At 66.7% G+C, this 25,582-nt stretch carries 19 protein-coding genes and 1 tRNA gene; 10 read left to right on the top strand and 10 right to left on the bottom strand.

Annotated features, from left to right (window positions below; translation table 11 throughout):
• Window positions 1–18 precede the first annotated feature (18 nt).
• The 3 genes from bioH to bioB all read right to left on the bottom strand — a co-directional run bounded on the left by bioH (window position 19) and on the right by bioB (window position 3,150).
• Window positions 19–798 carry a pimeloyl-ACP methyl ester esterase BioH gene (bioH, locus tag V9K93_RS08065; RefSeq protein ID WP_337302341.1) on the bottom strand — a complete coding sequence of 260 codons (780 nt, stop codon included), beginning with the start codon at window positions 796–798 and terminating at the stop codon, window positions 19–21.
• A gap of 17 nt (window positions 799–815) precedes the next feature.
• Window positions 816–2,039: an 8-amino-7-oxononanoate synthase gene (gene bioF, locus V9K93_RS08060; RefSeq protein WP_136639188.1), complete on the bottom strand. Its 1,224-nt coding sequence runs from the start codon at window positions 2,037–2,039 to the stop codon at window positions 816–818.
• Between the two features lie 67 nt (window positions 2,040–2,106).
• On the bottom strand, window positions 2,107–3,150 hold the full coding sequence (gene bioB, locus V9K93_RS08055; protein ID WP_136639187.1) for a biotin synthase BioB: 1,044 nt from the start codon (window positions 3,148–3,150) through the stop codon (window positions 2,107–2,109).
• Window positions 3,151–3,353: 203 nt separating this feature from the next.
• Here bioB and V9K93_RS08050 point away from each other — a divergent pair, with 203 nt between their 5' ends.
• From V9K93_RS08050 to V9K93_RS08030, 5 genes are all read left to right on the top strand, one after another.
• Window positions 3,354–4,706 (top strand): chloride channel protein, encoded by a 1,353-nt coding sequence (locus tag V9K93_RS08050; protein WP_337302340.1) that lies wholly within the window; start codon window positions 3,354–3,356, stop codon window positions 4,704–4,706.
• A gap of 255 nt (window positions 4,707–4,961) precedes the next feature.
• A complete protein-coding gene (locus tag V9K93_RS08045; protein ID WP_136639184.1) occupies window positions 4,962–6,131 on the top strand; it encodes an L-dopachrome tautomerase-related protein in 1,170 nt (389 codons plus the stop codon).
• Window positions 6,132–6,226: 95 nt separating this feature from the next.
• Complete coding sequence (locus V9K93_RS08040) at window positions 6,227–6,916, top strand: ComF family protein (RefSeq protein WP_295380157.1); 690 nt, start codon at window positions 6,227–6,229, stop codon at window positions 6,914–6,916.
• 58 nt (window positions 6,917–6,974) lie between these two features.
• Window positions 6,975–7,526 carry an HdeD family acid-resistance protein gene (locus V9K93_RS08035; protein ID WP_021203354.1) on the top strand — a complete coding sequence of 184 codons (552 nt, stop codon included), beginning with the start codon at window positions 6,975–6,977 and terminating at the stop codon, window positions 7,524–7,526.
• Complete coding sequence (locus tag V9K93_RS08030) at window positions 7,523–7,993, top strand: SecDF P1 head subdomain-containing protein (RefSeq protein ID WP_136639182.1); 471 nt, start codon at window positions 7,523–7,525, stop codon at window positions 7,991–7,993. The genes V9K93_RS08035 and V9K93_RS08030 overlap by 4 nt, the downstream gene beginning before the upstream one ends.
• A gap of 52 nt (window positions 7,994–8,045) precedes the next feature.
• On the opposite strand, the gene V9K93_RS08025 is transcribed toward V9K93_RS08030, so the two are convergent.
• From V9K93_RS08025 to V9K93_RS08000, 6 genes are all read right to left on the bottom strand, one after another.
• Entirely contained in the window at window positions 8,046–9,848 is a 1,803-nt protein-coding gene (locus V9K93_RS08025) for an MFS transporter (protein ID WP_337302339.1), read from the bottom strand.
• Window positions 9,849–9,937: 89 nt separating this feature from the next.
• Window positions 9,938–11,053 carry an N-acetylglucosamine-6-phosphate deacetylase gene (gene nagA / locus V9K93_RS08020; protein WP_337302338.1) on the bottom strand — a complete coding sequence of 372 codons (1,116 nt, stop codon included), beginning with the start codon at window positions 11,051–11,053 and terminating at the stop codon, window positions 9,938–9,940.
• Window positions 11,050–11,826 (bottom strand): DeoR family transcriptional regulator, encoded by a 777-nt coding sequence (locus V9K93_RS08015; protein ID WP_014038836.1) that lies wholly within the window; start codon window positions 11,824–11,826, stop codon window positions 11,050–11,052. Before V9K93_RS08015 ends, nagA begins: the two co-directional genes overlap by 4 nt.
• Before the next feature lie 33 nt (window positions 11,827–11,859).
• Window positions 11,860–13,194 (bottom strand): D-tagatose-bisphosphate aldolase, class II, non-catalytic subunit, encoded by a 1,335-nt coding sequence (locus V9K93_RS08010; RefSeq protein ID WP_337302337.1) that lies wholly within the window; start codon window positions 13,192–13,194, stop codon window positions 11,860–11,862.
• A gap of 16 nt (window positions 13,195–13,210) precedes the next feature.
• Window positions 13,211–14,149, bottom strand: a complete 939-nt coding sequence (locus tag V9K93_RS08005) for an ROK family protein (protein WP_295380142.1) — start codon at window positions 14,147–14,149, stop codon at window positions 13,211–13,213.
• Window positions 14,142–15,296: an SIS domain-containing protein gene (locus V9K93_RS08000; protein ID WP_337302336.1), complete on the bottom strand. Its 1,155-nt coding sequence runs from the start codon at window positions 15,294–15,296 to the stop codon at window positions 14,142–14,144. The genes V9K93_RS08005 and V9K93_RS08000 overlap by 8 nt, the downstream gene beginning before the upstream one ends.
• Before the next feature lie 322 nt (window positions 15,297–15,618).
• On the opposite strand from V9K93_RS08000, the gene V9K93_RS07995 reads away from it, so the two are divergent.
• The 4 genes from V9K93_RS07995 (at window position 15,619) to V9K93_RS07980 (ending at window position 23,982) form a co-directional block, all read left to right on the top strand.
• Window positions 15,619–18,978 carry a TIM-barrel domain-containing protein gene (locus V9K93_RS07995; RefSeq protein ID WP_337302335.1) on the top strand — a complete coding sequence of 1,120 codons (3,360 nt, stop codon included), beginning with the start codon at window positions 15,619–15,621 and terminating at the stop codon, window positions 18,976–18,978.
• Between the two features lie 122 nt (window positions 18,979–19,100).
• Window positions 19,101–22,076, top strand: a complete 2,976-nt coding sequence (locus V9K93_RS07990) for a TonB-dependent receptor (RefSeq protein ID WP_337302334.1) — start codon at window positions 19,101–19,103, stop codon at window positions 22,074–22,076.
• A 65-nt stretch (window positions 22,077–22,141) separates the two neighbouring features.
• A complete protein-coding gene (locus V9K93_RS07985; protein WP_197616684.1) occupies window positions 22,142–23,497 on the top strand; it encodes a Gfo/Idh/MocA family protein in 1,356 nt (451 codons plus the stop codon).
• A 26-nt stretch (window positions 23,498–23,523) separates the two neighbouring features.
• Window positions 23,524–23,982 (top strand): DKNYY domain-containing protein, encoded by a 459-nt coding sequence (locus tag V9K93_RS07980; RefSeq protein ID WP_337302333.1) that lies wholly within the window; start codon window positions 23,524–23,526, stop codon window positions 23,980–23,982.
• Between the two features lie 360 nt (window positions 23,983–24,342).
• Here V9K93_RS07980 and V9K93_RS07975 read toward each other — a convergent pair.
• Window positions 24,343–24,419 (bottom strand) — tRNA-Arg (locus tag V9K93_RS07975).
• A gap of 194 nt (window positions 24,420–24,613) precedes the next feature.
• Between V9K93_RS07975 and fcl the strand changes: the two genes are divergently transcribed.
• Window positions 24,614–25,558, top strand: coding sequence for a GDP-L-fucose synthase (fcl, locus tag V9K93_RS07970; protein WP_049454049.1), 945 nt, complete (start codon window positions 24,614–24,616; stop codon window positions 25,556–25,558).
• Window positions 25,559–25,582 lie beyond the last annotated feature (24 nt).

Raw genomic sequence — 25,582 nt, 5'->3', positions numbered from 1 at the left:
GCGGAATTCGGAAGGCGCTCATTGTCCGCCATCGGCCGGTGACAGGCCGGCAACGAAGTGTTGCAACGCGGTGGCCACCTCATCGGCATGGCCGAGGAAGGGCGCGTGGCCGCCATGGGCGATGGTCAGCGCCTGTCCGCCCGGGGCCAGCGCTGCAGCGGCCTGCATCGCTGCTGGCGAAACCAGCCGGTCACGCTGGCCGGCGATCCACAGGCTGGGCTTGCCCAGCGTCGGCAGCGCGCCACGCAGGTCGGTGCTTTCCAGCAGCCGCAGGCCCTCCAGCAGCGCGCGTTCGGTGGGCGCACCGCGCTCGACCAGGCGCTGTCGCAATGTGCGCAGCTCCTCGCGGGCATGCGCCGAGCCCATCACGTCCAGCGCCAGGAAGCGTTCCAGGGTGCCGGCAAAATCGGTGGCCAGTTCGCGCCCGAACTGCTCGAACACTGCCGGTTCCACCGCGTGCGGCCAATCTTCGCCACGTACGAAGCGCGGTGTGGCGGCGATCATCGCCAGCCCACGCACCTTCGGCAGCGTCGCCGCCGCGTGCAGCGCGAACAATCCGCCCAGCGACCAGCCGCACCACACTGCCGGTGGCGTGGCCGCAGCAATCGCGTTGACCACGAACGGCAGGCGCAGCGGCGTGGTGTCGTCGCGGCTGTGGCCATGGCCGGGAAGGTCGACCAGGTGCAGGGTGAACCGGTCCGCCAGGCGCTGCACCAGCGGTGCGAACACGCCGCCCTGCAGGGCCCAGCCGTGGATCAGAACCAGGTCCGGCCCGCGGCCGGTGACTTCAATATGCATGGGGAACTACACGGAACTCAGGCAAAAGCGGGCAGCGGCGGTGGCGCGGCTTCACGCGCGGCCAGGGTCACGCGGTCGCGCGCGCTGGCGATGGCCTCGACCAGGCCGCGCACCTGTTCCGGCGTATGCAGTGCGGACAGCGTGACGCGCAGCCGCGCCTTGCCTTCCGGCACCGTCGGCGGGCGGATCGCACCGACCAGCCAGCCGGCCTGTTCCAGCGTCGTGGACATCGCCACGGCCGCGTGGTCATCACCGCACAGCAGCGGTTGGATCGGTGTATCCGAGGCCATCAGGTCCAGCCCATGGCGACGGGCTTCGCTGCGGAACAGCGCGATCAGGTCGGCCAGCTTGGAACGGCGCCAGTGGTCACGGCGCGCCAGGCGTACCGCTTCCAGTGCGGCAGCGGCCATCGCCGGTGGCACTGCGGTGGTGTAGATGTAGGGGCGTGCGGTTTCGGCCAGGTGCTCGATCAGGTCGTCGCGGCCCAGTACCAGTGCGCCGGAACCGCCCAGCGCCTTGCCCAGCGTGACCAGCTGCAGCGGCACATCGTCCACGCCCAGACCAGCGGCCGCGACGGCGCCGCGGCCATCACCGACCACGCCTACACCGTGTGCGTCATCGACGTAGAACAGCGCCTGCTGCAGGCGTGCCACAAGCGACAACGCGCGCAGCGGTGCGATGTCGCCATCCATGCTGAAGACACCGTCGGTGGCCAGCATCGCCGCGCCATCCGGCGCGTGCTTGAGCTGACGCATTGCGCCCTCCGCATCCAGATGCGGATAGCGGCGCAGGCGTGCACCGGCCAGCCGCGTGGCATCGAGCAGGCTGGCGTGGTTGAGCTTGTCCTGCACGCAGACGTCGTTCTCTTCGCTCAGCAGCGCCTGCTGCACCGCCAGGTTGGCGGCGAAGCCACTGCCGAACAGCAGCGCACGCGGATAGCCCAGCCACTCGGCCACTTCGCGTTCAAGCGCTTCGTGCATGGCGTGATGGCCGCAAACCAGGTGCGAGGCACCGGCACCGGCACCCTCACGCGCCGCGGCGTCCTGCAACGCGTTGACCACGCTGAACTGCTGGGCCAGGCCCAGGTAGTCGTTGCTGCAGAAGCCCGTCAGCCACTGGCCGTCCACCTCCAGGCGCACGCCATCACGACGGGTGACCGTGCGTCGCGGGCGGCGACGGCCTTGGGCATCGCGCAGGGCGCGTTGGGCGTGGAGGCGGGCGGTCAGGTCGGGGCGGGCCATGGTGGCTGAATGCGACGACGGGGCGGCTAGGGTAGCGCGTTGCCGCGACGCCTGCCTGCATCCCGTCTCAGGCCGCGTGAGCGCAGCCACAGCCGGGCGTATCGGCGCTGATATCGGCGTGCACGGTGCCGCCGTGGTCGTGGCCCTCGGCATCCACCTGCACCGCCATCGGCTGCAGTCCCAGCCGCGCGAACAGCGCCAGGTCGCGCTCGCTCTCCGGGTTGCCGGTGGTCAGCAGTTTGTCGCCGTAGAAGATGGAGTTGGCGCCAGCGACGAAGCACAGCGCCTGCAGTTCATCGCTCATCGCCTCGCGACCGGCCGACAGCCGCACCATCGAGCGCGGCATGACGATGCGTGCCACCGCGATCATGCGCACGAACTCGAACGGATCCAGTTCGGCGCTGCCATGCAGCGGCGTGCCCGCCACCTGCACCAGCTTGTTGATCGGCACCGAATCGGGGTGTGCCGGCAACGTGGCCAGCGCCAGCAGCAGGCCGACGCGCTGCGCGCGCGTCTCGCCCATGCCGACGATGCCGCCGCAGCAGGTCTTCAGGCCGGCATCGCGCACGTGCTCCAGCGTATCCAGGCGGTCCTGGTACTGGCGCGTGTGGATGATTGAATCGTAGTAGTCCGGCGCGGTATCGAGGTTGTGGTTGTAGTAGTCCAGTCCGGCGTCCTTCAGCGCACGTGCCTGCTCGCCACTGAGCATGCCCAGCGTGGCGCAGGTCTCCAGGCCCAGTGCCTTCACCCCGGCGATCATCGCCGCCACCTTCGGGATGTCGCGGTCCTTTGGTGAACGCCACGCGGCGCCCATGCAGAAGCGCGACGCACCGGCGGCCTTGGCTTGGCGTGCCTTGGCCAGCACCGCATCGGTCTCCATCAGCTTCTGCGCGTTCACCCCGGTGTTGTAGCGCTGCGCCTGCGGGCAGTACGCGCAGTCTTCCGGGCAACCACCGGTTTTCACCGACAGCAGCGTGGAGACCTGCACCTGCGAGGGGTCGAAGTGCTCGCGGTGGACCGTCGCGGCGCGGAACAGCAGCTCGGGGAACGGCAGATCGAACAGCCCCTGCAGTTCGTCGTGTTGCCAGTCGTGGCGGATGGCAGCAGCCATGGCGGGACCTTGGGTACGAGTGGAGCGAGGGCGGCAGTGTGGGTGGGTGCGTCCGGACTGTCAACCATCTATTAATCAAAATGGTTTACAGTCGGGCCATTCAATCAAGTCCGAAGGATGCGCCGCATTTCACCGCATCCTGCAAGGCCTCCGGCCACAGTGGCCGCTGCCCCACGCAAGCGCTGGCGCGCAGACTCTTTCCCATGATCGATCTTTACCGCCTCCGCGGCCGTATCACCGCGCTGGTTCTCAGCGAGGCCTGGCGCCGCCGCGCCGCGCTCTGGGGCGGCGCCGTGGCCGTGGCACTGGTGGCGATCCTGTTCGCCAAGGCCAGCGACGCCGCGTTCCACCTGTTCCAGCGCATCACCTCGCACTCGCCGTGGTGGGCCCTGCTGCTCACGCCGGGCATCTTCGCGCTGTTGGCCTGGCTGACCGCGGGCGTGCTGAAACCCACCCGCGGCAGCGGCATTCCGCAGGTCATCGCTGCGTTGGACAAGCCAGATGAGTCGTTCCGGAAAACCAACCTTTCGCCTGCGGTGTCGGCCGGCAAGTTGCTGCTGACCTCGTTGTCGCTGCTCGGCGGCGCCTCGGTCGGGCGCGAGGGGCCCACCGTGCATGTGGGCGCGAGCCTGATGTATCTGTTCGGCCGCTGGTTCGGCTTCAAGGATCCACGCGAGCTCTCGCACTTCCTGCTGGCGGGCGGCGCGGCAGGCATCGCGGCGGCGTTCAACACGCCGCTGGCCGGTATCGTTTTCGCCATCGAGGAGCTCAGCGGCCGCTTCGAACATCGCTTCTCAGGCACCTTGCTGACCGCGGTGATCGTCGGCGGCGTGGTATCGCTCGGACTGCTGGGCAACTACACCTACTTCGGCCATGTAAGCGCGCGGCTGCCGCTGGGCCAGGGGTGGCTCGCGATCCTGCTGTGCGGCGTGGTGGCCGGGTTGCTGGGAGGCCTGTTCGCGCGTGCGGTGCTGGCGAGTGCGGCGGGCCGCCCGCGTTGGCTCGGGCAACTGCGGCAGCGGCATCCGGTTCTGTTGGCCGCAGGCTGCGGTCTGGTGGTGGTGCTGCTCGCCCTGGTCTTCGGTGAAGGCGCGTTCGGCACCGGCTACGAGCAAGCGCGCAGCCTGGTACAGGGGCAGGCGATGGTCGGCCACGAGTTCGGGTTGATGAAGCTGCTGGCGAACCTGGCGTCCTATGTGGCGGGCATTCCCGGTGGCCTGTTCTCGCCGGCGCTGGCGGTCGGTGCCGGACTGGGCCACAACCTGGCGGTCCTGATGCCCGGCGTGGACCCGCGCGCGTTCGTGCTGCTGGGCATGTGTGCCTATCTCACCGGCGTCACCCAGGCACCGCTGACCTCGGCGGTGATCTCGCTGGAGCTGACCGACAGCGGCGATCTGCTGCTGCCGATCCTGGCCACGGTGCTGATCGCGCGTGGCGTGTCCGGGTTGGTGTGCCGCGTGCCGATCTACCGTGGGTTGGCGGAGTTGTTGATGGTGCCTGCGCCTGCGCATGAAGATGCCGAGGAACGCGGCCGGGACACCACCGCGGGGCGTTGAGCCTCTTCCGATCCGCTGCTGTGCTTCATCGCGCCGGAGCGATGCACGGTCAGGGCGCGCGGGCCAATAGCGTCAGCCGTCGCGAGCGTTGTCGATAGGTATCGCCCATTGCTGTGATCAGCGCGATCAATCCGCCTTCCATCTTCACTTTTGCAGTGAAGCTGATTTCCCGTTGCACCGTCTAGCCGATGCCAGATGCGCCGCTGAAGATGCATCCACGCCGGGGCTGCACCCGGACCTGCATCGAGAGCAACCATGATCAACTGCCGTATCCGCCGCCTGGCGGCTGCCGTGCTGGCCCTGGCCAGTTCCCCCGCGCTGGCGCTGGCGGGCACTCCTGTGCTGCCCAGCGAACGCAGCATCGGTGTCATTGAGCCGGTGGCGCGTTTCGAAGGTGCTATGCCTACCAGCGTGGCGGTGTCTGAAAGCGGACGCATCTTCGTCAACTTCCCGCGCTGGGGCGATGAGGTGCCCTACAGCGTGGCCGAGTGGCGTGATGGTCACGCCGTGCCCTATCCGGATGCGCGCATCAACCGCAAGGACGGTCCCGATCCGACGGCCCACTTCATCAGCGTGCAGAGTGTGGTGGCCGATGGCCAGGGCCGGTTGTGGGTGCTGGATACCGCCGCGCCCGGGTTCTCTGCGCCGCAGGCCGGTGGCGTCAAGCTGGTGGCGATCGATCTGGCCACCAATACGGTGGCCAGAACGCTGGTGTTCCCGGCCAACGTCATCGACGCGCGCACCTACGTCAACGATGTGCGCTTCGATTTCCGTGTCGGCCACGAGGGCGTGGCCTACGTGACCGACTCGTCGCTGAGCGGAATCGGCGGCATCATCGTGATCGACCTTGCCACCGGCGCCGCGTCCAAGCGCCTGGTCGGTCATGTGTCCACATCGGCGGATCCGGCATTCGTACCGATCGTGGAAGGGCAGCAGATGCGACTGCGCAATCCGGATGGTTCGACGCAGCCGTTCACCGTGGCCGCCGATGGCATTGCCTTGTCGCCCGATGGCGGGACGCTGTTCTATACCCCGTTGTCCAGCCGTCATCTGTACAGCGTGCCCACCGTCTTGCTGCGCGACCCCAAGGTAAGCGAAGCGGCGTTGGCTGCGGCCGTGGTCGACCTGGGCGACAAGGGCGCCTCCGATGGGATGGAAATGGATGCCAACGGCCGGCTGTATGCGAGCGACTACGAGCACAACGCCATTCATGCCCGCGATGCGGATGGACGATGGACGACCGTGGTGCACGATCCGCGCATCCTGTGGCCGGATACCTTGTCGATGGGACCGGACGGCTACCTGTACTTCACCGCCAACCAGCTGCATCGGCAGGCCGGATTCAATGGTGGCGTTGATCGCCGGCAGACGCCGTACATGGTGTATCGCACCCGGGTGGATGCGAAGCCTGCGCCAACGCGGTGAGGTGATCGGGGCAGCGGGTGGGCGGCAAAACCCCTACGGATCGTTGAGGACACACCCGATGGCGACGCGCTGACGGCTGCGTCACGCTGAAGCGCATGTCTGTTTTCTTCGACGCGGGCCGCCATGTGCAGGCAGCACTTCGCGTGCTGCTACCACTCCGTTGCCTGGTCTGCGGTGACCCGGGCCACGATGGGCTCGATCTCTGCGGTGCCTGCCTGGCCGGACTGCCCTGGGCTGGCCGCGCCTGCCTGCGGTGTGCACTGCCGTTGCCGGACAACGCGTTGATCGTCTGCGGTACCTGCCGTGAGGAAGCACCGCCGCAGGCCGCCACGCATGCCAGCCTGCTGTACCTGCCGCCGGTCGACCAGCTGCTGGTGCGCTACAAGTTCCATCAGGACCTCGCCGCCGGTCGCCTGCTGTCACAGTTGATGCAGCGGGCACCGCCGCCCTGGTCATGCCCACCGCTGGTGCCGGTGCCGTTGCACGGGCGCCGCCTGCGCCAGCGCGGTTACAACCAGGCGGCAGAACTGTGCCGCCTGCTGCCGATGCCGGTCTGGCAGGGGCTGTACAGGCGGCGCCACACCGCGCCCCAGTCCGAACGCACGGCCGAACAGCGCCGGGAGAACCTGTTCGATGCCTTCGATGTACGCCGTCCGGTGCCACCGCGACTGACGGTGGTCGATGACGTGATGACCACCGGCAGTACGGTGATGGAGATTACCGAAACGCTGCGCTGCGTGGGAGTTGGAGAGGTGCGCGTATGGGTGTGCGCGCGGGCGCCGTGATCGTCCTCTTCATCCACAGGGGCTAGGATGAGGCCGGTTCCGGATCGAAGGAGTGGCCATGAATTCCCCCTTGTCTCCCTTGCTGTCGGCGGTTGGGCGCAGCTGGTGGATCCTGCTGCTGTACGGGCTCGTCGCACTGGGTTTCGGCATCGTTGCCATTGGCTGGCCGCTGTCCGCGGCGATGGCACTGGCGTGGACACTGGGCGTGATGGCCATCGTTGAAGGTGTCATCAGCCTGTTCGCACTGATCAGCGGCGGCAGCGGTGCCTCGCGTGGGTGGTTGGCGCTGTATGCCATCGCCTCGCTGGGCTTCGGCATCCTGGCGGTGATCAATCCGCTGGCCACCGCCAGCGTGCTGGTGCTGTTCCTGGCAGCGTGGCTGCTGGTGGCAGGTATCTATCGCATCGTGTTCGCGATACGCGTGCGCAAGCAGATCCAGGGCGAGTGGCTGCTGATCCTCAGTGGCGTGCTGGCGGTGGTGCTGGGCCTGCTGTTTGCGGCCAATCCGTATGCAGGCGTTGCGGTGACCACGCTGTGGATCGGCATCGGCAGCCTGCTGTATGGGCTGCTGCAGGTGCTGGTGGCATTCAAGCTGCGGAAGCTGAAGTGAGGGCTGCGCTTCCGCTGTTGCTGGGCATGGCGTTGATCCTGACCGGATGCATGCCGGGCGCCACACCCGGTGCCTGGGCAGGCAAGGATCATGCGCCACGACCCGGAGTGGATGTGCGCCTGAGCGCGGTCGATGCAGCCGGCAAGGGCACGCCGGTGCAGTGGCAGGGCGAAACCCTGGCCCTGCGCGAGCCGCCGATTGCCGGCAGCGCGGACATCGCCGATGTGCGCTACGTGCTGGACGAACGCAAGCAGCCGGGCCTGCAGATCCGCTACCGGCCGGAGGCACATCAGCGCATCCACGATGGCACCGCTGCCTTGGTGGGCCAGCGTGCGGCGCTCAGCGTGGATGGCCGCGTGCTGATGGTGGCGACCGTGCAGGGGCCATTCGGTGAATCGATGATGCTGAGCGGGTTGTCCAGCGTTGCCGAAGCGCGGGAGCTGGCCAGGCACATCACCGGCGAATGACGGGCGCGCCAACACCCCCGCGCTGCGCGCGGAGGTCGACCAAGGTCGACCGCTACCGGGCGAACCGCGCTTCGATCTCTTCCAGCGACTTGCCCTTGGTCTCCGGCAGCCAGAGTGCAGCCACCAGGAAGAACACGAAGGTGCACGCCGCCCAGAACACGAACATGCTGGCGTAGCCGTAGTGGCCCACCGTGGGCAGGAAGATGGCGGCGATGGTGGTGGATACGAACTGGTTGATCAGCAGCGCGATGCTCATGCCATTGGAGCGGATACGGTTCGGCATCAGCTCCGACAGTGCCAGCCACACGCATACGCCCGGACCGACCGCGAAGAACGCGACGAACACCAGGATGCAGGCGGCCACCGCCCAGCCATGTGCAGGCGGCGGCACCGGGCCGATGCGGGCCTGTTCGATGCGCAGCGGTGCCTGCGCAGCAGCGGCCGGGTCGGCGAACGGGTTCAGGCGCAGTTTGCGGAAGAACGCGCCGATCACGCTGTCCGGCTGCACGGTGCCGGCGCGCTCGATGCGCAGCTCGCGATCAATCAGGTTGTCGCTGCGCAGGGTGCGCACGTTGGTGAAGTCACCGTAGGCGTAGGAGACGGTCAGCTGCATCGGCCGGCCTTCGCTGTCGATGCCAGCGCCCAAGCGCTGCCACTGCGTATCGTCCAGTACCAGCTGCAGGCCATCGCCGCTGACCGCCGCCTGCAGCTGCGGCTGCACGTCGGTGCGACCGCGTTCGGCCTGGAAGAACAGCGTCGCCGCTGCCAGCAGGGCCACGCAGATGCCGCCACTGCCAAGCATCAGCAGGAACTTGCGGCCCTTGCGGTCGACCAGCAGCAGTGCGACCACGGTCATCACCGCGTTGAGCAGCTTGATCGCCACGTCGGCGCCGTTGGCCACCGAGCCGGACAGACCGGCCTGGTTGAGGATGTTCACCGCGTAGGCCAGCACCGAGTTGATGCCGGTGGCCTGGGTGCAGGCCAGCACTACGCACGCGAGCAGGAACGGCACCACGTAGCGGCGGCTGAGCAGCGGGTCGCGCTTGCCGCTGCTGCTGCTCGATTCCGGTGCCTGGATCTGTGCGAGCGTCGGCTCGACCTCCGAAGCCGGCAGCACGCGCTGCAGGCTGCGGCGCGCGTCATCGATGCGGCCGCGGCGCACCAGCCAGCGCGGTGACTCGGACAGCCAGAAGATGCCGGCGCAGAACAGCAGGCCCGGCGCCAGGCAGGTCCAGAAGATGGTGCGCCAGGCGTGGTCCTTCACCGCAAACAGCTCCTGCGCCTGCTGTGCCACCGGCAGCGAACGCACGGCTTCAGCGGCGGCATCCACCGCATGCGCGTGATAGAGGCCGATCAGGGCCGCCAACACCAGGCCGATGGTCAGCAGCAGCTGGAACATCGCCGCGCCGCGCCCGCGTCGTTCCGGGCTGAGCACTTCGGCCAGGTACAGCGGAATCACCACGCCGATCAGGCCGCCACTGATGCCCTGCAGCAGCCGGCCGAGCAGCAACGGCGTGTAGCCCGAGGCCAGCGCCATGATCGGAATCGAGGCGGTGAACAGCAGGCCGGCCAGCAGCATCGCGCCGCGGCGGCCGATCAGGTCGGCGACCATGCCGGCGAACAGCGAGGACAACACGCTGCCGAGCAACACCGCCGCCACGACGAAGCCGAGCTGCTGGCTGCTGAGCTGCCAGGCGTGGCTGGCGGTGGCTTCAAGATAGGGCAGGGCACCGGCGATGATGCCGATGTCGATGCCGTACAGCAGGCCACCGAGGCCGCCGATGAAGAGCAGGTAACGTACGGGCCAGCGCGGGGCGGTGGAAGCGGGTACGGCAGGTGCAGTGGCTGCGGTCATCGACTCGTTCCTGGACTAACGGGATGGTGCGTGGCTGATGCAATGCGCTTGCGCGCCTTGTGTGCGGCATCCGGGCCGCATGGCGTGTGTCAGTCCAGATCGATCAATTGACCGCCCACCACGACCTGCTGCAGGCGCAGTTCGGCATCCAGCACCACCAGGTCGGCGCGGGCGTCGGGCGCAATGCGGCCGCGATCGTCCAGGCCGAGATACGCGGCGGGGAACGTGGAAACACGCTGCGAGGCGTCGGCCAGGTCCAGGCCCACTTGCACCAGATTGCGCAGCGCCTGGTCCATGGTCAGTGCGCTGCCGGCCAGCGAACCGGTGGCCAGGCGCACGCAGCCGCCGCACTTGTGCACGCGCTGTTCGCCCAAGGCGTACTCGCCATCGGGCATGCCGGTGGCGGCGGTGGCGTCGGTCACCGCGTACAGGCGCGGGATCGCGCGCGCGGCCAACCGGATCACGCCGGGATGGATGTGCTGCAGGTCGGGAATGATCTCGGCGTACTGCGCATGTGCCAGCGCCGCCGCCGCAATGCCGGGGCGATAGTGATCGACGCCGGTCATGCCGTTGAACAGATGGGTGAAGCCGGAGGCACCGGCCTGCAGCGCGGCCACGCCTTCCTCGTAGGTGCCAGCACTGTGACCAAGCTGCACGCGGATGCCCATTGCCGAAAGCGCGGGAATCAACGCGGTGTGCTCGCCGATCTCCGGAGCCAGCGTCATCACCCGGATCGGTGCCAGCGCATGCAGCTGCTGCACCAGTGCCAGCGTCGCCTCGATCGTGCGGTTCGGCTGCGCGCCAAGACGCTGCGGGCTGATGAACGGTCCTTCCAGATGCACGCCGGCAATGCAGGCTGCTTCGGCATCGGGTGCCGCCATGGTGGCGGCCACACCCTGCAGCGCGTGCTCGATCTCGTCCAGCCCGGCGGTCATGGTGGTTGCCAGCAACGTGGTGGTGCCGAAGCGCAGATGGGTGCGGGCGATGGTGCGGGCCACGTCGCCACCCTGCATCAGGTCCACGCCGGCCGCGCCATGCACATGCAGGTCGATGAAGCCGGGCAGGATCACCGGCAGCTGCAGATCATCGGCACCGCTGTGGTCGTCCACCTGCAGCTGGCGCACCTGCGAATCGAAGTGGACGTAGCCGCGTCGCCAGCCCAGCGGGGTGAGGATGCGGCCATGCAGGGTGCGGGTGTCGGTCATGCGGTGGGCTCGGCGATGATCACTTCGATGCCCAGCCGCTGCAGCCCCTCACGGGTCGCATCGTCGATGCCGGCGTCGGTGATGATGGCGTGGATCTGATCCAGCAGTGCGATGCGGTGCAGGCTGACGCGGCCGAATTTGGAGGCGTCGGTCAGCACCACGATACGGCGCGCGCGCTCGACCATGCGGTGGTTGAGGCGGGCTTCTGCCTCGTCGTGGGTGGTCAGACCGAACTGCAGGTCCAGGCCATCCACGCCCAGGAACAGGGTGTCGAAGCTGTACGAGTTGAGGCTGGCTTCGGCCTGGCTGCCCTGCAGCGACAGCGACTGCTGGCGCAGCAGACCACCGGTCAGCAGTACGGTAATGCCCGCCGCATTGGCCAGTTCCCAAGCGATGTTCAGGCCGTTGGTCATCACCGTTACATCGCGATGCGCGCGCAGGTGGCGGGCCAGGGTCATCGTTGTCGAGCCGGAGTCGATGATGATGTTGTCGCCGGGCTGCACCAGGCGCGCGGCGCGCGCACCGATCGATTCCTTCAGCGGCAGGTTCAGCGCGTCCTTCTCGTGGATGTCCTGTTCCTGCGGCGGCGTGCGCACCAGGGTGGCACCGCCGTGGGTGCGGTTGGCCAGGCCCTGCGACTCGAAGTGGGTCAGGTCGGCACGGATGGTCACCGCCGACACGCCAAAGCGCTCGACCAGATCGGCCACCTGCACCGAGCCGTGCTCGATCAGCAGTTGCAGGATCTGTTGCCGGCGGGAGCGGGTGTTGCGCATGGCCATTCTCGGTCTCGCGGGAAAAGGTAGAGATTAGCCGTTCGCAAGAACGGCGGCAGCCGAACCTGCGTTCTGCGCGCGGGTTCCGGCCTGGTTGGCGCTGCAGGCGCGGGCGTATTCGCCCAGGCACAGGCCGACGCGATGCTGCGCCAGCGCGGTGGGCGTATTGGCCAGGGTGCCCTCGCGCACGGCGCGGTACTGCTCCGGCAGATACTGGCTGAGCAGTACCAGCGGCGGCGCATGCTGTTCCAGGTTGGCGAACAGGGTCTGCACCGCCCGTACCAGCGCCGGCTCGCCCCAGTAGTAGCGGCAGCGGTCGCTGAAGGAATAGCTGCGCAGCAGGCGCAGCGCGGCGTCATCGCCCTGGTAGTAGGACTGCCAGTATTTCGGCTGCGCCAGCATCACCTCGTCCAGTACCTGCGGCAGGCGCGAGCACTGCGCGGCCGGCAGCAGCTCGGCTTCGATCGCGGCCAGCGCGAACAGCGCTTCGCGGTAGGCGAAGGTCGCCGCCGGGCCGACCTTGAGGATGGCGAAGTGGTCGCGCACCAGCGCGTGCAGGCCACTCTCGCGCTGGTAATCGGTGGAGTGCGCCTCGAACACGATGCGCGGTTGCTGTTCCAGGAAATCAGCCAGCGTGCTGGCGGCGGCCGCGTCGTACTCGTGCACGCTGCTGTGGTCGAAGTCCACGCCCGGCTGCACCACCATCGCGATCACGCGCTGCCACGCATCGCGCAGCTGCGGCGTGTCGAACGCCTGCTGGTGGATGGCCAGGGTCTGCGCGGCGGCGGCCGGCGTGGTGACCTGCAGGCCTTCGGCCAGCGAGGCTTCGCCACCGGGAATCGGCACTTCGGTACCGATCACGTAGACCGGCGGCGGCAGGCTGTGTTCGGCGGCGGTGCGTTCGGCGATCTCGGCCAGCTCGGCCGAACGCGCGGCGACGATGGCATCGGGCAGCGGCACCGGGTCATCGGCGCAGGACATGCTGCAGTCCAGGTGGATCTTGTGGAAACCGGCGGCGACGTAGGCTTCGATCAGCGCGCGCGCTTGGGTCATCGCTTCGGCGGCCGGGCGCTTCTGCCAGGCGTTCGGGCCAAGGTGGTCACCGCCGAGGATCAAGCGCTCGCGCGGGAAGCCTTCCTCATCGGCCAGCGTGCCGACGTAATCGCGGTACTGCGGCGGGGTCATGCCGGTGTAGCCGCCGAACTGGTCGACCTGGTTGGAGGTGGCCTCGATCAGCAGCACGGTGCCATGCGCCAGCGCCACGTGCATGGCCGCGCGCAGCACCTGCTCGTTGCTGCAGCAGACGCTGTACAGGCCGACGTTATGGCCGGCGCGGTGGGAAGCAAGCAGGGTCTGCAACGGGGACATGGTCAAGCTCCGGACATCAGGAAAACGAGGGTTGGCAGGCGAGCAGGGCAGCACCACGTGCGCCACCGGCATCGCCGAAGCGTGGCGGCACGATGGGCGGTACCTGTACGCCGTTGAACAGATGCGCGGCGATGGCCGCAGGCAACTGCTGGTACAGCGGTGCGTACTGCGAAAGACCACCGCCGAGCACGATCACGTGCGGGTCCAGCGCCAGCACCAGCGCGGCCAGGCTGTGGCCGAGCAGGTCGCGATGGATGTCCAGCGCCTTGCGTGCGCGGGCATCGCCGGCTTCGGCCAGTGCGATCACTGCGCTGGCCTCGGCGGCGCTGCCACCGAGGTGGCGTTCGATCATTGCCACGCCACTACCGGACACGTAGCGCTCCACGCAGCCCTGCAGGCCGCAGGCGCAGTCGATCAGCGGCAGGCCGTGGCGCTGCAGCAGGTGGCCCGGCACGCTCCAGTGGCCCCATTCGCCGGCCAGGCCGTTGAAGCCGGACAACAGGCGGCCCTGCAGGCAGAAGCCGCCACCGGCACCGGTGCCGAGGATGGCGCCGAACATGCTGGGGTAGCCATCGGCGGCGCCACCATGCGCCTCTGAGAGCGCAAAACACTGCAGGTCGTTGCCGAAATGCAGCGGGCGCTGCAGGCGTGCCTGCAGATCAGCCGCCACGCATTGACCGGTCAGCGCAGGCACATTGGCGCTGAGCTGGCGGCCGCTGCGACGATCACGCACGCCGGGCAGGGCGATGCCGATGGCCGCATCGCTGCGACCCAGCGCAGCATCGGCTTCAGCAACCAAACTCACCACCGCCTGCAGGAAGCCGTCGTAGTCACCCTGCGGGGTGGCCACGCGGCGGCGCCAGCTGACCTGCATCGCCGCATCGCACACCACCAGCTCGATCTTGGTGCCGCCGATGTCGATGCCGTAGCAGGCGTGGGCGATCAGCTCAGCCATGGTGGATGGTGACGCCCTTGACGACGCGGTTGACGGTGCCGTCCGGGAACGGATTGTCGGGGGTCAGCCCGAGCGCAGCCGAGCGCTGCAGCGCGAACAGCTGCGCAAAGCCCAGCCACACCGGCGCCAGCCACGGATCATCCAGTGCCGGTACGGTAAGGGTGTATTCGTCATCGGCGCCGATATCCGAATGCGGGCCGATTGCCAGTACCTGGCCGGCCACGCCATCGCGGCGCAGTTCTTCCAGCAGGTCCTGTTCGTAGCGGCGCGCCAGCGGCTGCACGCTGCGCAGCACCACCACCAGGGTGTTGCCATCCAGCGTCGACTTCGGGCCATGACGGAAGCCCAGCGGCGTGTTGGCCAGCGCCAGCACGCGGCCGGCGGTCAGTTCCAGCACCTTCAGCGCGCACTCGCGTGCCAGCGCTTCCAGCGGGCCGCTGCCGAGGTAGATGATGCGGTTGAACGGGCGCTGCGCCAGCGCCGCCACCGGTGCATCCCACTGTGCCTGGCCTTCGCGGGCCAGCACGGCAATCTGTTTCAGACGCGCGATACGCGCATCCCACGGCGAACGATCAAACACGGTCAGCGCGGCCAGCAGCATGCAGGTCAGGCTGCTGGTCATGGCGAAGGCACGGTCGCAGCTGGCCGACGGCATCAGCAGGGTGCAGGTATCGGCACGGCCGGCGCCACGACGGGCCAGTTCGCCATCGGCGTTGCAGGTGATGTCGAGGAAGCGCGCGTCATCCACGTCGCTACGCACGCGGTCCACCGCCGCCACGCTCTCCGGGCTGGAGCCGCTGCGGCCGAACGAGACCAGCAGGGTCGGGCGGTCGCGCTGCAGGTACAGCGCCGGGTGGGTCAGCAGGCTGGTGGTGTGCACCACGCGCACCTCGGCCGGCCATTGCGCATTTATCGCATCGGCCACCATTTCGGCGATGAAGCCTGAGCTGCCGGCGCCGGTGAACAGCACGCGCTGGTTGGGATCGTTGAGGCTGTCGCCAAGGAAGGCCTGCAGGCGGTCGCGGGCACGCGACAGGTCCTGTGCGAGGGCTTCCCACAGCGCAGGCTGCTGGGCGATTTCGGTAGCGGTATCGGCTCCGCCGCGGCGCTGCCAGGCGGACACATCGGAAAGCAGGGTGACGTCCATTCGGAGGTTCCAGTTGGGCCAGCGCACCATCTGCGTTTTCTTTCGAAATGTCAAACATCGAAAGTAAAAAGAAAGAAAATGGCGGAGTGACTTTTGCCACCGCGAGGTGCCCAGAAAAACGAAAGGAAGGACCGAATGCCGTATCGCACAATGCTTAACAGGCAGCTGCAAGCGCTTACACAAAGTATTGCAACGCAACAACTTTCGTTTCAATGGAATATATCTTCCTTTTTTCTTTCAATTTGTTGACATCTTTCGAATCGCTGCCCTAGAGTCGGCCCAACCGCTTTCGAAACGCCCGGTGAACGGGTTGGGAGTCCGTGTGGAAATCTGCGTTCGTCGTTCGCCACTGCTGCTGGCCCTGTTGCCGGCACTGCTGTCGGCGTCCCTGTCGGCCCAGGCCGCACCGGTCGGCAACCTGCGCTCGGTCAGCGCCAGTGCCAGCACCGACGGTGTAAATGGCTGGGACCTGCAGACCGACAACGGCACGCGCATCCGCATTGAACTGCCGGCCACCGACATCATCCGCGTGCAGGCCGGCCGCAACGGCAAGCTGACCGGTGCCGGCGACAAGGCCGCGCCGATCGTGCTGCCACAGCCCAAGGCCAACGTGCAGGCACAGCTGGAAGAAGACGCGCAGGAGATCCGCGTGCGCACCGATGCACTGGTGCTGCATGTGCAGCGGCAGCCGTTGCGCCTGCGCCTGGAGCGCCTGGACAACGGCCAGCCCACCGCGCTCTGGCAGGAACTGCAACCGCTGGATCTGGATGCGGCGCAGAGCGTGCAGGTGCTGTCCTCGCAGGCCGATGAAGGCTATTACGGTGGCGGCCAGCAGAACGGCCGTTACCAGTTCAAGGGCCGCGAGCTGGAAGTGTCCTATTCCGGCGGTTGGGAAGAGGGCGACCGCCCCAGCCCGGCACCGATGCTGCTGAGCAGCCGTGGCTGGGGCATGCTGCGCAATACGTGGAGCGATGGCAGCTACGACCTGCGGCAGAGCGACCAGGCCACCCTGCTGCATCGCGAAGACCGCTTCGATGCGTACTACTTCGTTGGCGCCGATCTGCCGAAGCTGATCGAGCGCTACACCCAGCTGACCGGCCGCCCGAACATGGTCGCGCGCTGGGCGCTGTCCTACGGCGATGCCGATTGCTACAACGACGGCGACAACAGCAAGAAGCCCGGCACCGTGCCCGAGGGCTGGAGCGACGGCCCGACCGGCACCACCCCCGATGTGATCGACAGCGTAGCCAAGCAGTATCGCGCCAATGACATGCCCGGCGGCTGGATCCTGCCCAACGATGGCTATGGCTGCGGCTACAAGCAGTTGCCGGAGACGGTGAAGGGGCTGGCCGGGTACGGTTTCCGCACCGGCCTGTGGACCGAAAACGGCGTCGACAAGATCGCCTGGGAAGTAGGCAAGGCAGGCAGCCGCGTGCAGAAACTGGACGTGGCCTGGACCGGCAAGGGCTACCAGTTCGCGATGGATGCCAACCGCCAGGCCTTCAACGGCATCCTCGACAATTCCGATTCGCGCCCGTTCCTGTGGACGGTAATGGGCTGGGCCGGCATCCAGCGCTATGCCGTGGCGTGGACCGGCGACCAGAGCAGCAGCTGGGACTACATCCGCTGGCATGTGCCGACCCTGGTGGGTTCGGGCCTGTCCGGCATGGCCTACGCCAGTGGCGATGTGGACGCGATCTTCGGCGGCAGCGCCGAGACCTTCACCCGCGACCTGCAGTGGAAGGCGTTCACCCCGGTGCTGATGGGCATGAGTGGCTGGTCGTCGAATGCGCGCAAGCACCCGTGGTGGTACGACGAGCCCTACCGCAGCATCAACCGCGATTACCTGAAGTTGAAGATGCGCCTGACCCCGTACATGTATGGGCTGGTGCATGAGGCTGCGCAGACCGGTGCACCGCCGGTGCGTGGCCTGATGTGGGACAACCCGCGCGATCCGCACGCGCAGGATGAAACCTACAAGTACCAGTTCCTGCTCGGCCGCGACCTGCTGGTTGCACCGGTGTACCGCAGCCAGGCCGCCAGCCGTGGCTGGCGCCGCGACATCCACCTGCCCGCCGGCGGCTGGATCGACTACTGGGACGGCCGCCGCGTGCAGGCCGCCGCCGATGGCCGCCAGCTGGACCGCCAGGTGGACCTGGCCACCCTGCCGGTGTTCGTGCGTGCCGGTGCGATCCTGCCGATGTACCCGTCGATGCTGTTCGACGGCGAGAAACCGCTCGATGAAGTGACCTTCGACCTGTACCCGCAGGGTGATTCGCAGTACACGCTGTACGAAGATGACGGCAACACCCGCCGCTACCAGCAGGGCGAATCGAGCACGCAGCGGATCCGTGTGCAGGCGCCGGCACAGGGCAGTGGCCCGGTGCAGGTGCAGATCGATGCGGTACAGGGCCAGTACAACGGCCAGCTGGCACAGCGCCGCTATGGCCTGCGCGTGCTCAGCCGACAGGCGCCGCGTGCGGTGCAGGCCGCTGGCCGCGCGCTGCCGGCGCTGGCCGACGCGACCGCATTCAACAGCGCCAGCGAGGGTTGGTACTTCGATGCCAAGGAGCGTCGCGGCACCCTGCATGTACGCACCGCGGCGCAGGACATCCGCCAGCCGCTGCAGCTGCAGCTGGACTTCGCCGTCACCGCAGCGGCCGCCGACGATGCCTATCCGGCCGCACCGGTGCTGGGCCGCGAACTGCCGGCCGACAGCCTGTTGGTGGTCAACCGCCCGGCCGAAGAACCCGGCCATGCGCTGGAAAATGCCTTCGATGATGATCCGGCCACCTGGTTCCGCAGCGTGCGCAACCAGGCCGTGCGCACCGGTGCCCATGAGTGGGTGATCGGTTTCGGCGAACGGAAGATGATCGATGGCATCGACATCGCGCCGCGCAACGACAAGAACTGGAAGCACGGCCAGGTGCGCGACTACGAGGTGTACCTGGGCGACAGCAACGGCGAGTGGGGTGAACCGATTGCCCGCGGCCACCTGCAGCTGAAGGAAGGCATGCAGCGCATCGACTTCCCGGCCCACGCCGGCCGCCTGCTGCGTTTCCGTGTGCTGAGCGTGCAGAACCCTGAAGGTGACGGTGCCTCCAGCACCGATCCGATGGTGACCGCTGCACAGGGCAGTGCGCGTACCTTCGACGCGCTGCAACCGCGCGACGTCGGCCCGATTGCGCTGTCCACCTTCCACATCCTCGAACACCAGGAACCGGAGCGACCGGCCCGGCAGCGCTATCTCTCCGAGCTGCCGGTGCCGGCCGCGCTGGCCAGCCAGCTGCGCACCGACCAATCGTTCCGTGGCGACGCCGGCATGCGCATGAACGGCCTGCAGTTCCGCCGTGGCCTGGGTGTCGGCGCCAACAGCCGCATCGACCTGCGCCTGCAGGGCGGCTGGCACCTGCTGCGAGCCGACCTCGGCATCGACGACGCCTGCCGCACTGCCGGTGGCCTGCAGTTCCAGGTCTGGGGTGACAACCGCCTGCTGTACGACAGTGGCCTGGTGAAGGCTCCCGGCGTGGTCAAACCGGAGCTGGATATCCGAGGCCTTTCCACCCTGAGCCTGCGCACGCTGGGTGCGCAGGGCAGCCAACCCGCCCAGGTCTGTGCCAACTGGGCCAACGCCGTACTGATCGGCCAGGAGGGCGACTCCGCCAGCCTCGTCGCCCCATGACCCCCTCGTAACACCGCTCCTCCCCCCGCCCATTCCGACTGCGGCCCTCATGGCCGTGGCCCGGGAGCGTTTTGCCCGCCGATTCACCATTCGCGCCGCACCCTTGCCAGGAGAGAACCCCGATGTTGCCCGCACGCCACCACCGCCCCCCATGTCGTTCCATCGCCCCGCTGACGCTGGCCATTGCCGGCGCACTGCTCTCGGTCGCCGTTCCTGCCGTTGCTCAGGAGAGCAAGGACAAGGCTACCGACCTGGCCCGCATCGAGGTCACCGGTTCCAACATCCGCCGTACCGACGTTGAAACCGCCTCGCCGGTGCAGGTGATCAGCAAGCAGGACATCCAGAACATGGGTGCGCGCACGCTGCTGCAGGTGCTCGACAACCTGCCGGCCGCGCGGCCAGCGCAGCAGGATGCGCGCTCACTGTTCACTGGTTCCGACGGTGCTTCGCAAGCCAATCTGCGCGGCCTGGGTGCACAGGGCACGCTGGTGCTGCTGAATGGTCGCCGCCTGTCGTACTACGGTGCGCCGGCGGGCTTCCAGACCCAGTTCGTCAACATCGATGCGATCCCGGCTGCGGCCATCGAGCGCATGGAAGTGCTGACCGACGGCGCTTCGGCCGTGTACGGCACCGACGCGGTGGCCGGCGTGATCAACGTGATCACCAAGCGCAACTTCCAGGGTGCCGAGGTCAGCTTCACCAACGATACCTCCTCGCGCATCGACTCCTACGGCGAGCGCCAGGCCAGCATCACCGCTGGCTTCGGCGACCTGACCGAGAACCGCTTCAACATCTACGGCGCGGTGAACATGTACCGCCGCGATGCGATTCCGCTCAGCGATTTCTACGACAAGCGGCCCGACCAGTACTACGTCAACAACCCGAACTACCTCAACAACCTGCGCCTGGGCGTGGGCAGCAGGCCGGGTGAGTTCAACCCGGGCAGCTACTTCGCATTCGATCCGGTCACCGGCCGCCGCGTGCAGGAAGCCGCACCGGGCTGCAAGAACGTGCTGACCAGTGAAGCGGCCGGTCCGCGTTGCGTCTGGGAAACCTGGATGAACAACGAGATCGATGCCGGCGCCAAGTCCGAGCGCAACACCGCCTACCTCAACGGCACCTTCTTGGTGGGTGAGAGCACCGAGATCTTCGCCGAGGCGACCTACACCGACATCGACCTGCGCGCCAATGGCGGCACGCCGCGCACCTACGGCACTACCACCGGCAACCCGACCAGCTGGTTCTCGCGCAACACCGGCAACAACGTCAACCAGTTCCTGTACCCGTTCCTGGGCCCGAACAACGAGTACAACCACGCAAGCCCTGAAATGAAGGCGATGATGGGCGGAGTGGTCGGCCTGAACTACCTGCTGCAGGATGCCGGCGCCAACTACTTCGGCCAGCGCAACACCGACAAGAGCTACCGCGTGCTGGCCGGTGCGCGCGGCAGCAGGGGTGACTGGAACTGGGAGACTGCCTTCGCCAGTGCCGGTACCCACTCCACCACGTACCAGACGATCAACGTCAACATCAAGGGCTTCGAGAAGGCGTTCGGCCCGTACTCGGTCGATCCGACCACCGGCCGCGTGATCATCTCCGACCACCCGGCGTACAAGTTCGGCGAGATCAGCGAAGCCAACGCCGCACTGATCCGTGAAGCGTTCCCGACCTTCGACATCCAGTCGTGGACCCGCCTGCACACCCTCGACGGCAAGATCGAAGGCCCGCTGTTCCAGCTGCCGGCCGGTGAAATGCGCGCTGCGTTCGGCTTCAATGCCAGCCGCGAAACCTTCTACACCCCGGGCAACGCCGATGCGGCCAACGGCCTGATTTCCCAGCAGGGCGGCTCGTGGTTCGACGGCAAGCGCAATACCTACGCGCTGTTTGCCGAGACCGTGGCACCGATCACCGACAAGCTGGAACTGGATGCGGCGGTGCGCGTGGACAAATACCCGAACTTCAGCGCCAACGTCGCGCCGAAGATCGGCTTCAAGTACCAGGCGTTCGATCAGCTGATGCTGCGCGGCACCTACTCCACCGGCTTCCGTGCACCGAGCCTGGCCGAATCCGGCAACGGCGGCGTGTTCGCGCAGCTGGGCGGCTACCGTGACGAGCTGCGCTGCAACGAGACCAACGCCATTGCCAACCTGCTGCTGAAGTCGCAGCGGCCGGGTGATGTCGACCTGGGCAAGACCCTGCTGAACGTCGACTGCAGCCGCACCGTGGCCCGCATGACCCAGCCGAACAAGGACCTGAAGCCGGAGAAAGCGAAGATCGCCACCCTCGGCTTCGTCTACGAGCCGGCAACCTGGCTGTCGGTGTCGGCCGACTACTGGTTCATCTATCGCGACAATGAAATCGTCGCGCCGGACTACCGCCGCATGGAAGACATCATCTCCTCGTCGCGCTCGCCAATCACCGACAGCGACCGGGCCAACCTGGCGCAGCTGGCGGCGATGTGTGCCGACCCGGCCAGCGGCGTGAGCTGCCCGGCGAACCTGCCGGGCTACTCCGCCGGCAACGTGGCCAGCGTGGTGGGTCAGTACAAGAACCGCGGCAAGACCCTGATCGACGGCTTCGACATCGATGCGCGCAGCCGCTTCTCGCTGGGTGACTGGGGCAACCTGAACATCGGCCTGGCCGCCACCATCGCCAACCGCAACCGCTTCTACATGGACGCCGAGAACGGCTGGTACTACGGCGACGTGGTGGGCTACTACAACAACCCGCGCCTGCGTGCCACGCTCAACGCCGACTGGACCTACAAGCAGGTGACCACCAGCATGTTCGTCAACTACGTCGGCGGCACCAAGTGGGCCACCGATCAGGTTGATGAGGTGAGCAACAACAAGGAAACCTGCACCGGCGGCTACCTGGCCCTGCAGAAGAGCAAGTGTGATGGTGCACCGTCGTGGTGGACCGCCAACATGAGCGTCACCTGGCGCCCGGATGATGCGTGGAACCTGAGCTTCACGGTCAAGAACCTGTTCAATCGCCTGCCGTTCTACGACCCGAACAGCTTCCTGGGTGACTCCAGTGACTACGCGACCATCTTCGGTCGTGGTTACAGTGTGACTGTCGGTTACCGGTTCAAGTAATTCCGTTTGCGTGATCTGGCGTGCCGGCTTCGGCCGGCACGCTGCCAAGAGGAGAGATGTTTGCCATGAAGCGTAGGGAATTCATTGCGGCCAGTGCCGCTGTCGCCGCCAGCAGCCTGTTGCCGCAGACCCCGGCATGGGCACGCGGGCGCAAGGTGCGCCTGGCCATGATCGGTACCGGCATGCGTGGCCTGGTGCTGCTGAAGGAACTGGTGCGCCGCGAAGACGTCGAGGTTGTCGCCGTCTGCGATATCGAGCCGATCATGCTCGGCCGCGCCGTGGAGATGGTCAGCAAGGCCGGCAAACCGGCCCCGAAGACCTACGGCCAGGACCGCGACACCAACGCCTGGAAGCGCCTGCTGGAACAGAAGGGCATCGATGGCGTGATCATCGCCACGCCGTGGGAGTACCACGCGCCGATGGCGATTGCCGCGATGCAGGCTGGCGTGGCAGTGGGCTGTGAAGTGGTGGCCGGCATCACCCTGCAGGATCACTGGGACGTGTTGAAGACCCAGCTGAGTACCGGCACCCCGTACATGCTGCTGGAGAACGTCTGCTACCGCCGCGATGTGATGGCCGCACTGCAGATGGTGCGCCAGGGGCTGTTCGGCGAGCTGGTGCACCTGCAGGCCGGCTACCAGCACGACCTGCGCGGCGTGAAGTTCAATTCCGGTGACCCGAACCAGCCCTACGACAGCGGCGTGGAGTTCGGCCCCAAGGGCTGGAGCGAAGCACGCTGGCGTACCGAGCATTCGGTGGAGCGCAATGGTGAGCTCTACCCCAGCCACGGCATCGGCCCGTGCGCGATGTACACCGGCATCAATCGCGGCAACCGCTTCACCCACATCAACGCCTTCGCGACCAAGGCGCGCGGCCTGCACGAATACACCGTGGCCAAGAGTGGCGGCACCACGCATCCCAGTACCAAGGTGAAGTTCAAGCTGGGCGACATCGTGACCACCACGCTGGCCTGCGAGAACGGCGAGACCATCCTGCTGCAGCACGATACCTCGCTGCCGCGCCCGTACTCGATGGGCTTCCGCGTGCAGGGCACCAAGGGCCTGTGGATGGATGTGAACCATTCAATCCACATCGAAGGCCGCAGCCCGCCGCACCAGTGGGAAGAGTTCAAGAAGTACCAGGACGAATACGAGCACCCGCTGTGGAAGCAGAACGCCGACACCGCCGCCAGCGCCGGCCACGGTGGCATGGACTGGTTCGTCATCCACGCCTTCGTGGAAGCGCTGAAGGCCAAGGCACCGATGCCGATCGACATCTACGACGCAGTGACCTGGAGTGCGATTACCCCGCTGAGCGAGCAGTCGATCGCCAATAGTTTCCAGACGCTGGAGTTCCCGGACTTTACTGCCGGCGCGTGGAAGCAGCGCAAGCCGATTTTTGCGTTCGACGGGAAGTACTGATCTGCACATCAACGGCAACGCCGCACATGCCTGGCGTTGCCGTCTGCATCGGTGCATTGACACCTGTAGAGCCGAGCCAACGCTCGGCTGCTTTTCCCGCCGACCGCATTGAACTAGCGGCCCCACCACTGGCGGAGCCCCAGACCATGCCATGGCAGAAGATCAGCGAACTTCCTGACCAGCGATTCGTCGGCCCCTACGGCACCGAATTCTGGCGAATCCACGAAGGCCAGGTCTTCCACCAGGGCCGGTTGCTGCGCAAGGCCGACGCGGCCAGTTTCGAGTTCATCCCCGAACACTATTTCATCGCGCGCGATGCGCCCGCCGTCTACCACGCCGGGACCCGCCTGCCTGCGATTGACCGCGACAGCTTCCGCCAGTGCGGTGATTACTGGCTGGACAAGTGCAATGTCTACTTCGAATACGAGATTTCGCTGAAAGCCTTGGCCGAAGCCGATTGCGCCACCTTCCGCAAACGATGGTAAGCCGCTGCCCGGGGGGGGGGGCGCGCGCTGGCAGCTGCTGGATGGACACTTCTCGGGCGATGGCAGCCGTACCTACTACCTGGAGCGGAAGCTGCCTCAGGTGGACGTGGCGCTGGCTGGAGGGAAGCTGGTCGCGAGATGCGACGCAGTTGTTCAACATGTATCTGGTCGAGAGGGACCCTGAGGCGCGGGCGCTGCATGGGCTTGAGTGACTGGCGCGCGCGGAGGCTCGCTGTCGATCGGCCATGGCGCTGTGCCGCCGGCTGAAGCGCTTGGCGGTCAGGCTCTGGGAGCCTGGGTGTTGCTGGGGACATCCTGCTGGGAGGCGGGTCTGCAAGGGCAGACGGGAGCAGGGGAAGATGGCGCGCCCGGAGGGATTCGAACCCCCGACCAATGGCTTCGGAAGCCACTACTCTATCCGGCTGAGCTACGGGCGCGTTGTATACAGCCTCGCCCTCGGAACCTGCCGGGACGAGCATCAAGACACCCGGAAGGGGCCGTGAGGAGAGCATTCTATCTGGTTTCCCCGCATAAATCTCAACCCACCCGTCATCAAGGCCGGGCTGCCCGGATGGGGTTGAGGCCGTCTGCTAAAATTTGACCCATGACTCAGCAGTTGAACGGAAAGGGCATGGACAAGCACGATAAGATTTTTGTCGCAGGACACCGGGGGCTGGTGGGTGGTGCTGTGGTGCGCCGTTTGCAGGCGTTGGGATATGACAACCTCTTGCTGGCAGGGCGCGAGCGCGTCGATCTCAGGGATCGCGCGTCGGTCGAAGCGCTCTTCGAGGCCGAGAAGCCGGCCATCGTCATCCTGGCTGCGGCCAAGGTAGGCGGCATCCATGCAAACGATGCGTACCCTGCCGAATTCTTGTTTGAGAACCTGCAGATCCAGAACAATGTGATCGACGCGGCATACCGCCATGGCGCCAAGAAGCTGACTTTCCTGGGTTCGTCGTGCATCTACCCCAAGTTCGCCGAGCAGCCCATCCGCGAGGATTCGCTGCTGACCGGAGGCCTGGAGCCTACGAACGAGTGGTATGCGATCGCAAAGATTGCGGGCATCAAGATGTGCCAGGCTTATCGCAAGCAGTATGGATTCAACGCGATCAGCCTGATGCCGACCAATCTTTATGGGCCGGGCGACAACTTCGATCTGCAGAACTCGCATGTGCTTCCGGCGCTTCTGCGGAAGTTCCATGAAGCCGCTGAGCGTGGTGACAGCGAGGTCGTCATGTGGGGTACGGGGACGCCACGCCGTGAGTTCCTCCATGTAGACGACATGGCAGCCGCAACGGTCTATCTGACTGAGACCTACGAAGGCTCGGACATCGTCAATGTTGGTGTCGGTGATGACATCAGCATTCGCGAGCTTGCGGAGCTGGTGAAGGACGTCACAGGTTTCAAGGGCGAGATCCGCAATGACACCAGCAAGCCCGATGGCACCCCGCGCAAGCTGCTGGACGTCTCACGGTTGAATGAATTGGGCTGGAAGGCTTCGATTGAGCTTCGGGAAGGCGTCGAACAGACGTATCGCTGGTTCCTCGACAATCAAGGGCGCCTGCGCGCCGCCTAAGGTTCTGGATGGAAGGGCCAGCGT

The sequence above is a fragment of the Stenotrophomonas sp. CCNWLW162 genome, from assembly GCF_037203745.1.
GTDB lineage: Bacteria > Pseudomonadota > Gammaproteobacteria > Xanthomonadales > Xanthomonadaceae > Stenotrophomonas > Stenotrophomonas maltophilia_AQ.
This window is presented reverse-complemented; position numbering and strand designations above follow the sequence as displayed.

Excerpts from the sequence above, each read along its gene's own strand:
- bioH (WP_337302341.1), bottom strand. The coding sequence starts at position 798 with ATGCATATTGAAGTCACCGGCCGCGGGCCGGACCTGGTTCTGATCCAC.
- bioF (WP_136639188.1), bottom strand. The coding sequence starts at position 2,039 with ATGGCCCGCCCCGACCTGACCGCCCGCCTCCACGCCCAACGCGCCCTG.
- bioB (WP_136639187.1), bottom strand. The coding sequence starts at position 3,150 with ATGGCTGCTGCCATCCGCCACGACTGGCAACACGACGAACTGCAGGGG.
- V9K93_RS08050 (WP_337302340.1), top strand. The coding sequence starts at position 3,354 with ATGATCGATCTTTACCGCCTCCGCGGCCGTATCACCGCGCTGGTTCTC.
- V9K93_RS08045 (WP_136639184.1), top strand. The coding sequence starts at position 4,962 with ATGATCAACTGCCGTATCCGCCGCCTGGCGGCTGCCGTGCTGGCCCTG.
- V9K93_RS08040 (WP_295380157.1), top strand. The coding sequence starts at position 6,227 with ATGTCTGTTTTCTTCGACGCGGGCCGCCATGTGCAGGCAGCACTTCGC.
- V9K93_RS08035 (WP_021203354.1), top strand. The coding sequence starts at position 6,975 with ATGAATTCCCCCTTGTCTCCCTTGCTGTCGGCGGTTGGGCGCAGCTGG.
- V9K93_RS08025 (WP_337302339.1), bottom strand. The coding sequence starts at position 9,848 with ATGACCGCAGCCACTGCACCTGCCGTACCCGCTTCCACCGCCCCGCGC.
- nagA (WP_337302338.1), bottom strand. The coding sequence starts at position 11,053 with ATGACCGACACCCGCACCCTGCATGGCCGCATCCTCACCCCGCTGGGC.
- V9K93_RS08015 (WP_014038836.1), bottom strand. The coding sequence starts at position 11,826 with ATGCGCAACACCCGCTCCCGCCGGCAACAGATCCTGCAACTGCTGATC.
- V9K93_RS08010 (WP_337302337.1), bottom strand. The coding sequence starts at position 13,194 with ATGTCCCCGTTGCAGACCCTGCTTGCTTCCCACCGCGCCGGCCATAAC.
- V9K93_RS08005 (WP_295380142.1), bottom strand. The coding sequence starts at position 14,149 with ATGGCTGAGCTGATCGCCCACGCCTGCTACGGCATCGACATCGGCGGC.
- V9K93_RS08000 (WP_337302336.1), bottom strand. The coding sequence starts at position 15,296 with ATGGACGTCACCCTGCTTTCCGATGTGTCCGCCTGGCAGCGCCGCGGC.
- V9K93_RS07990 (WP_337302334.1), top strand. The coding sequence starts at position 19,101 with ATGTTGCCCGCACGCCACCACCGCCCCCCATGTCGTTCCATCGCCCCG.
- V9K93_RS07985 (WP_197616684.1), top strand. The coding sequence starts at position 22,142 with ATGAAGCGTAGGGAATTCATTGCGGCCAGTGCCGCTGTCGCCGCCAGC.
- V9K93_RS07980 (WP_337302333.1), top strand. The coding sequence starts at position 23,524 with ATGCCTGGCGTTGCCGTCTGCATCGGTGCATTGACACCTGTAGAGCCG.
- fcl (WP_049454049.1), top strand. The coding sequence starts at position 24,614 with ATGGACAAGCACGATAAGATTTTTGTCGCAGGACACCGGGGGCTGGTG.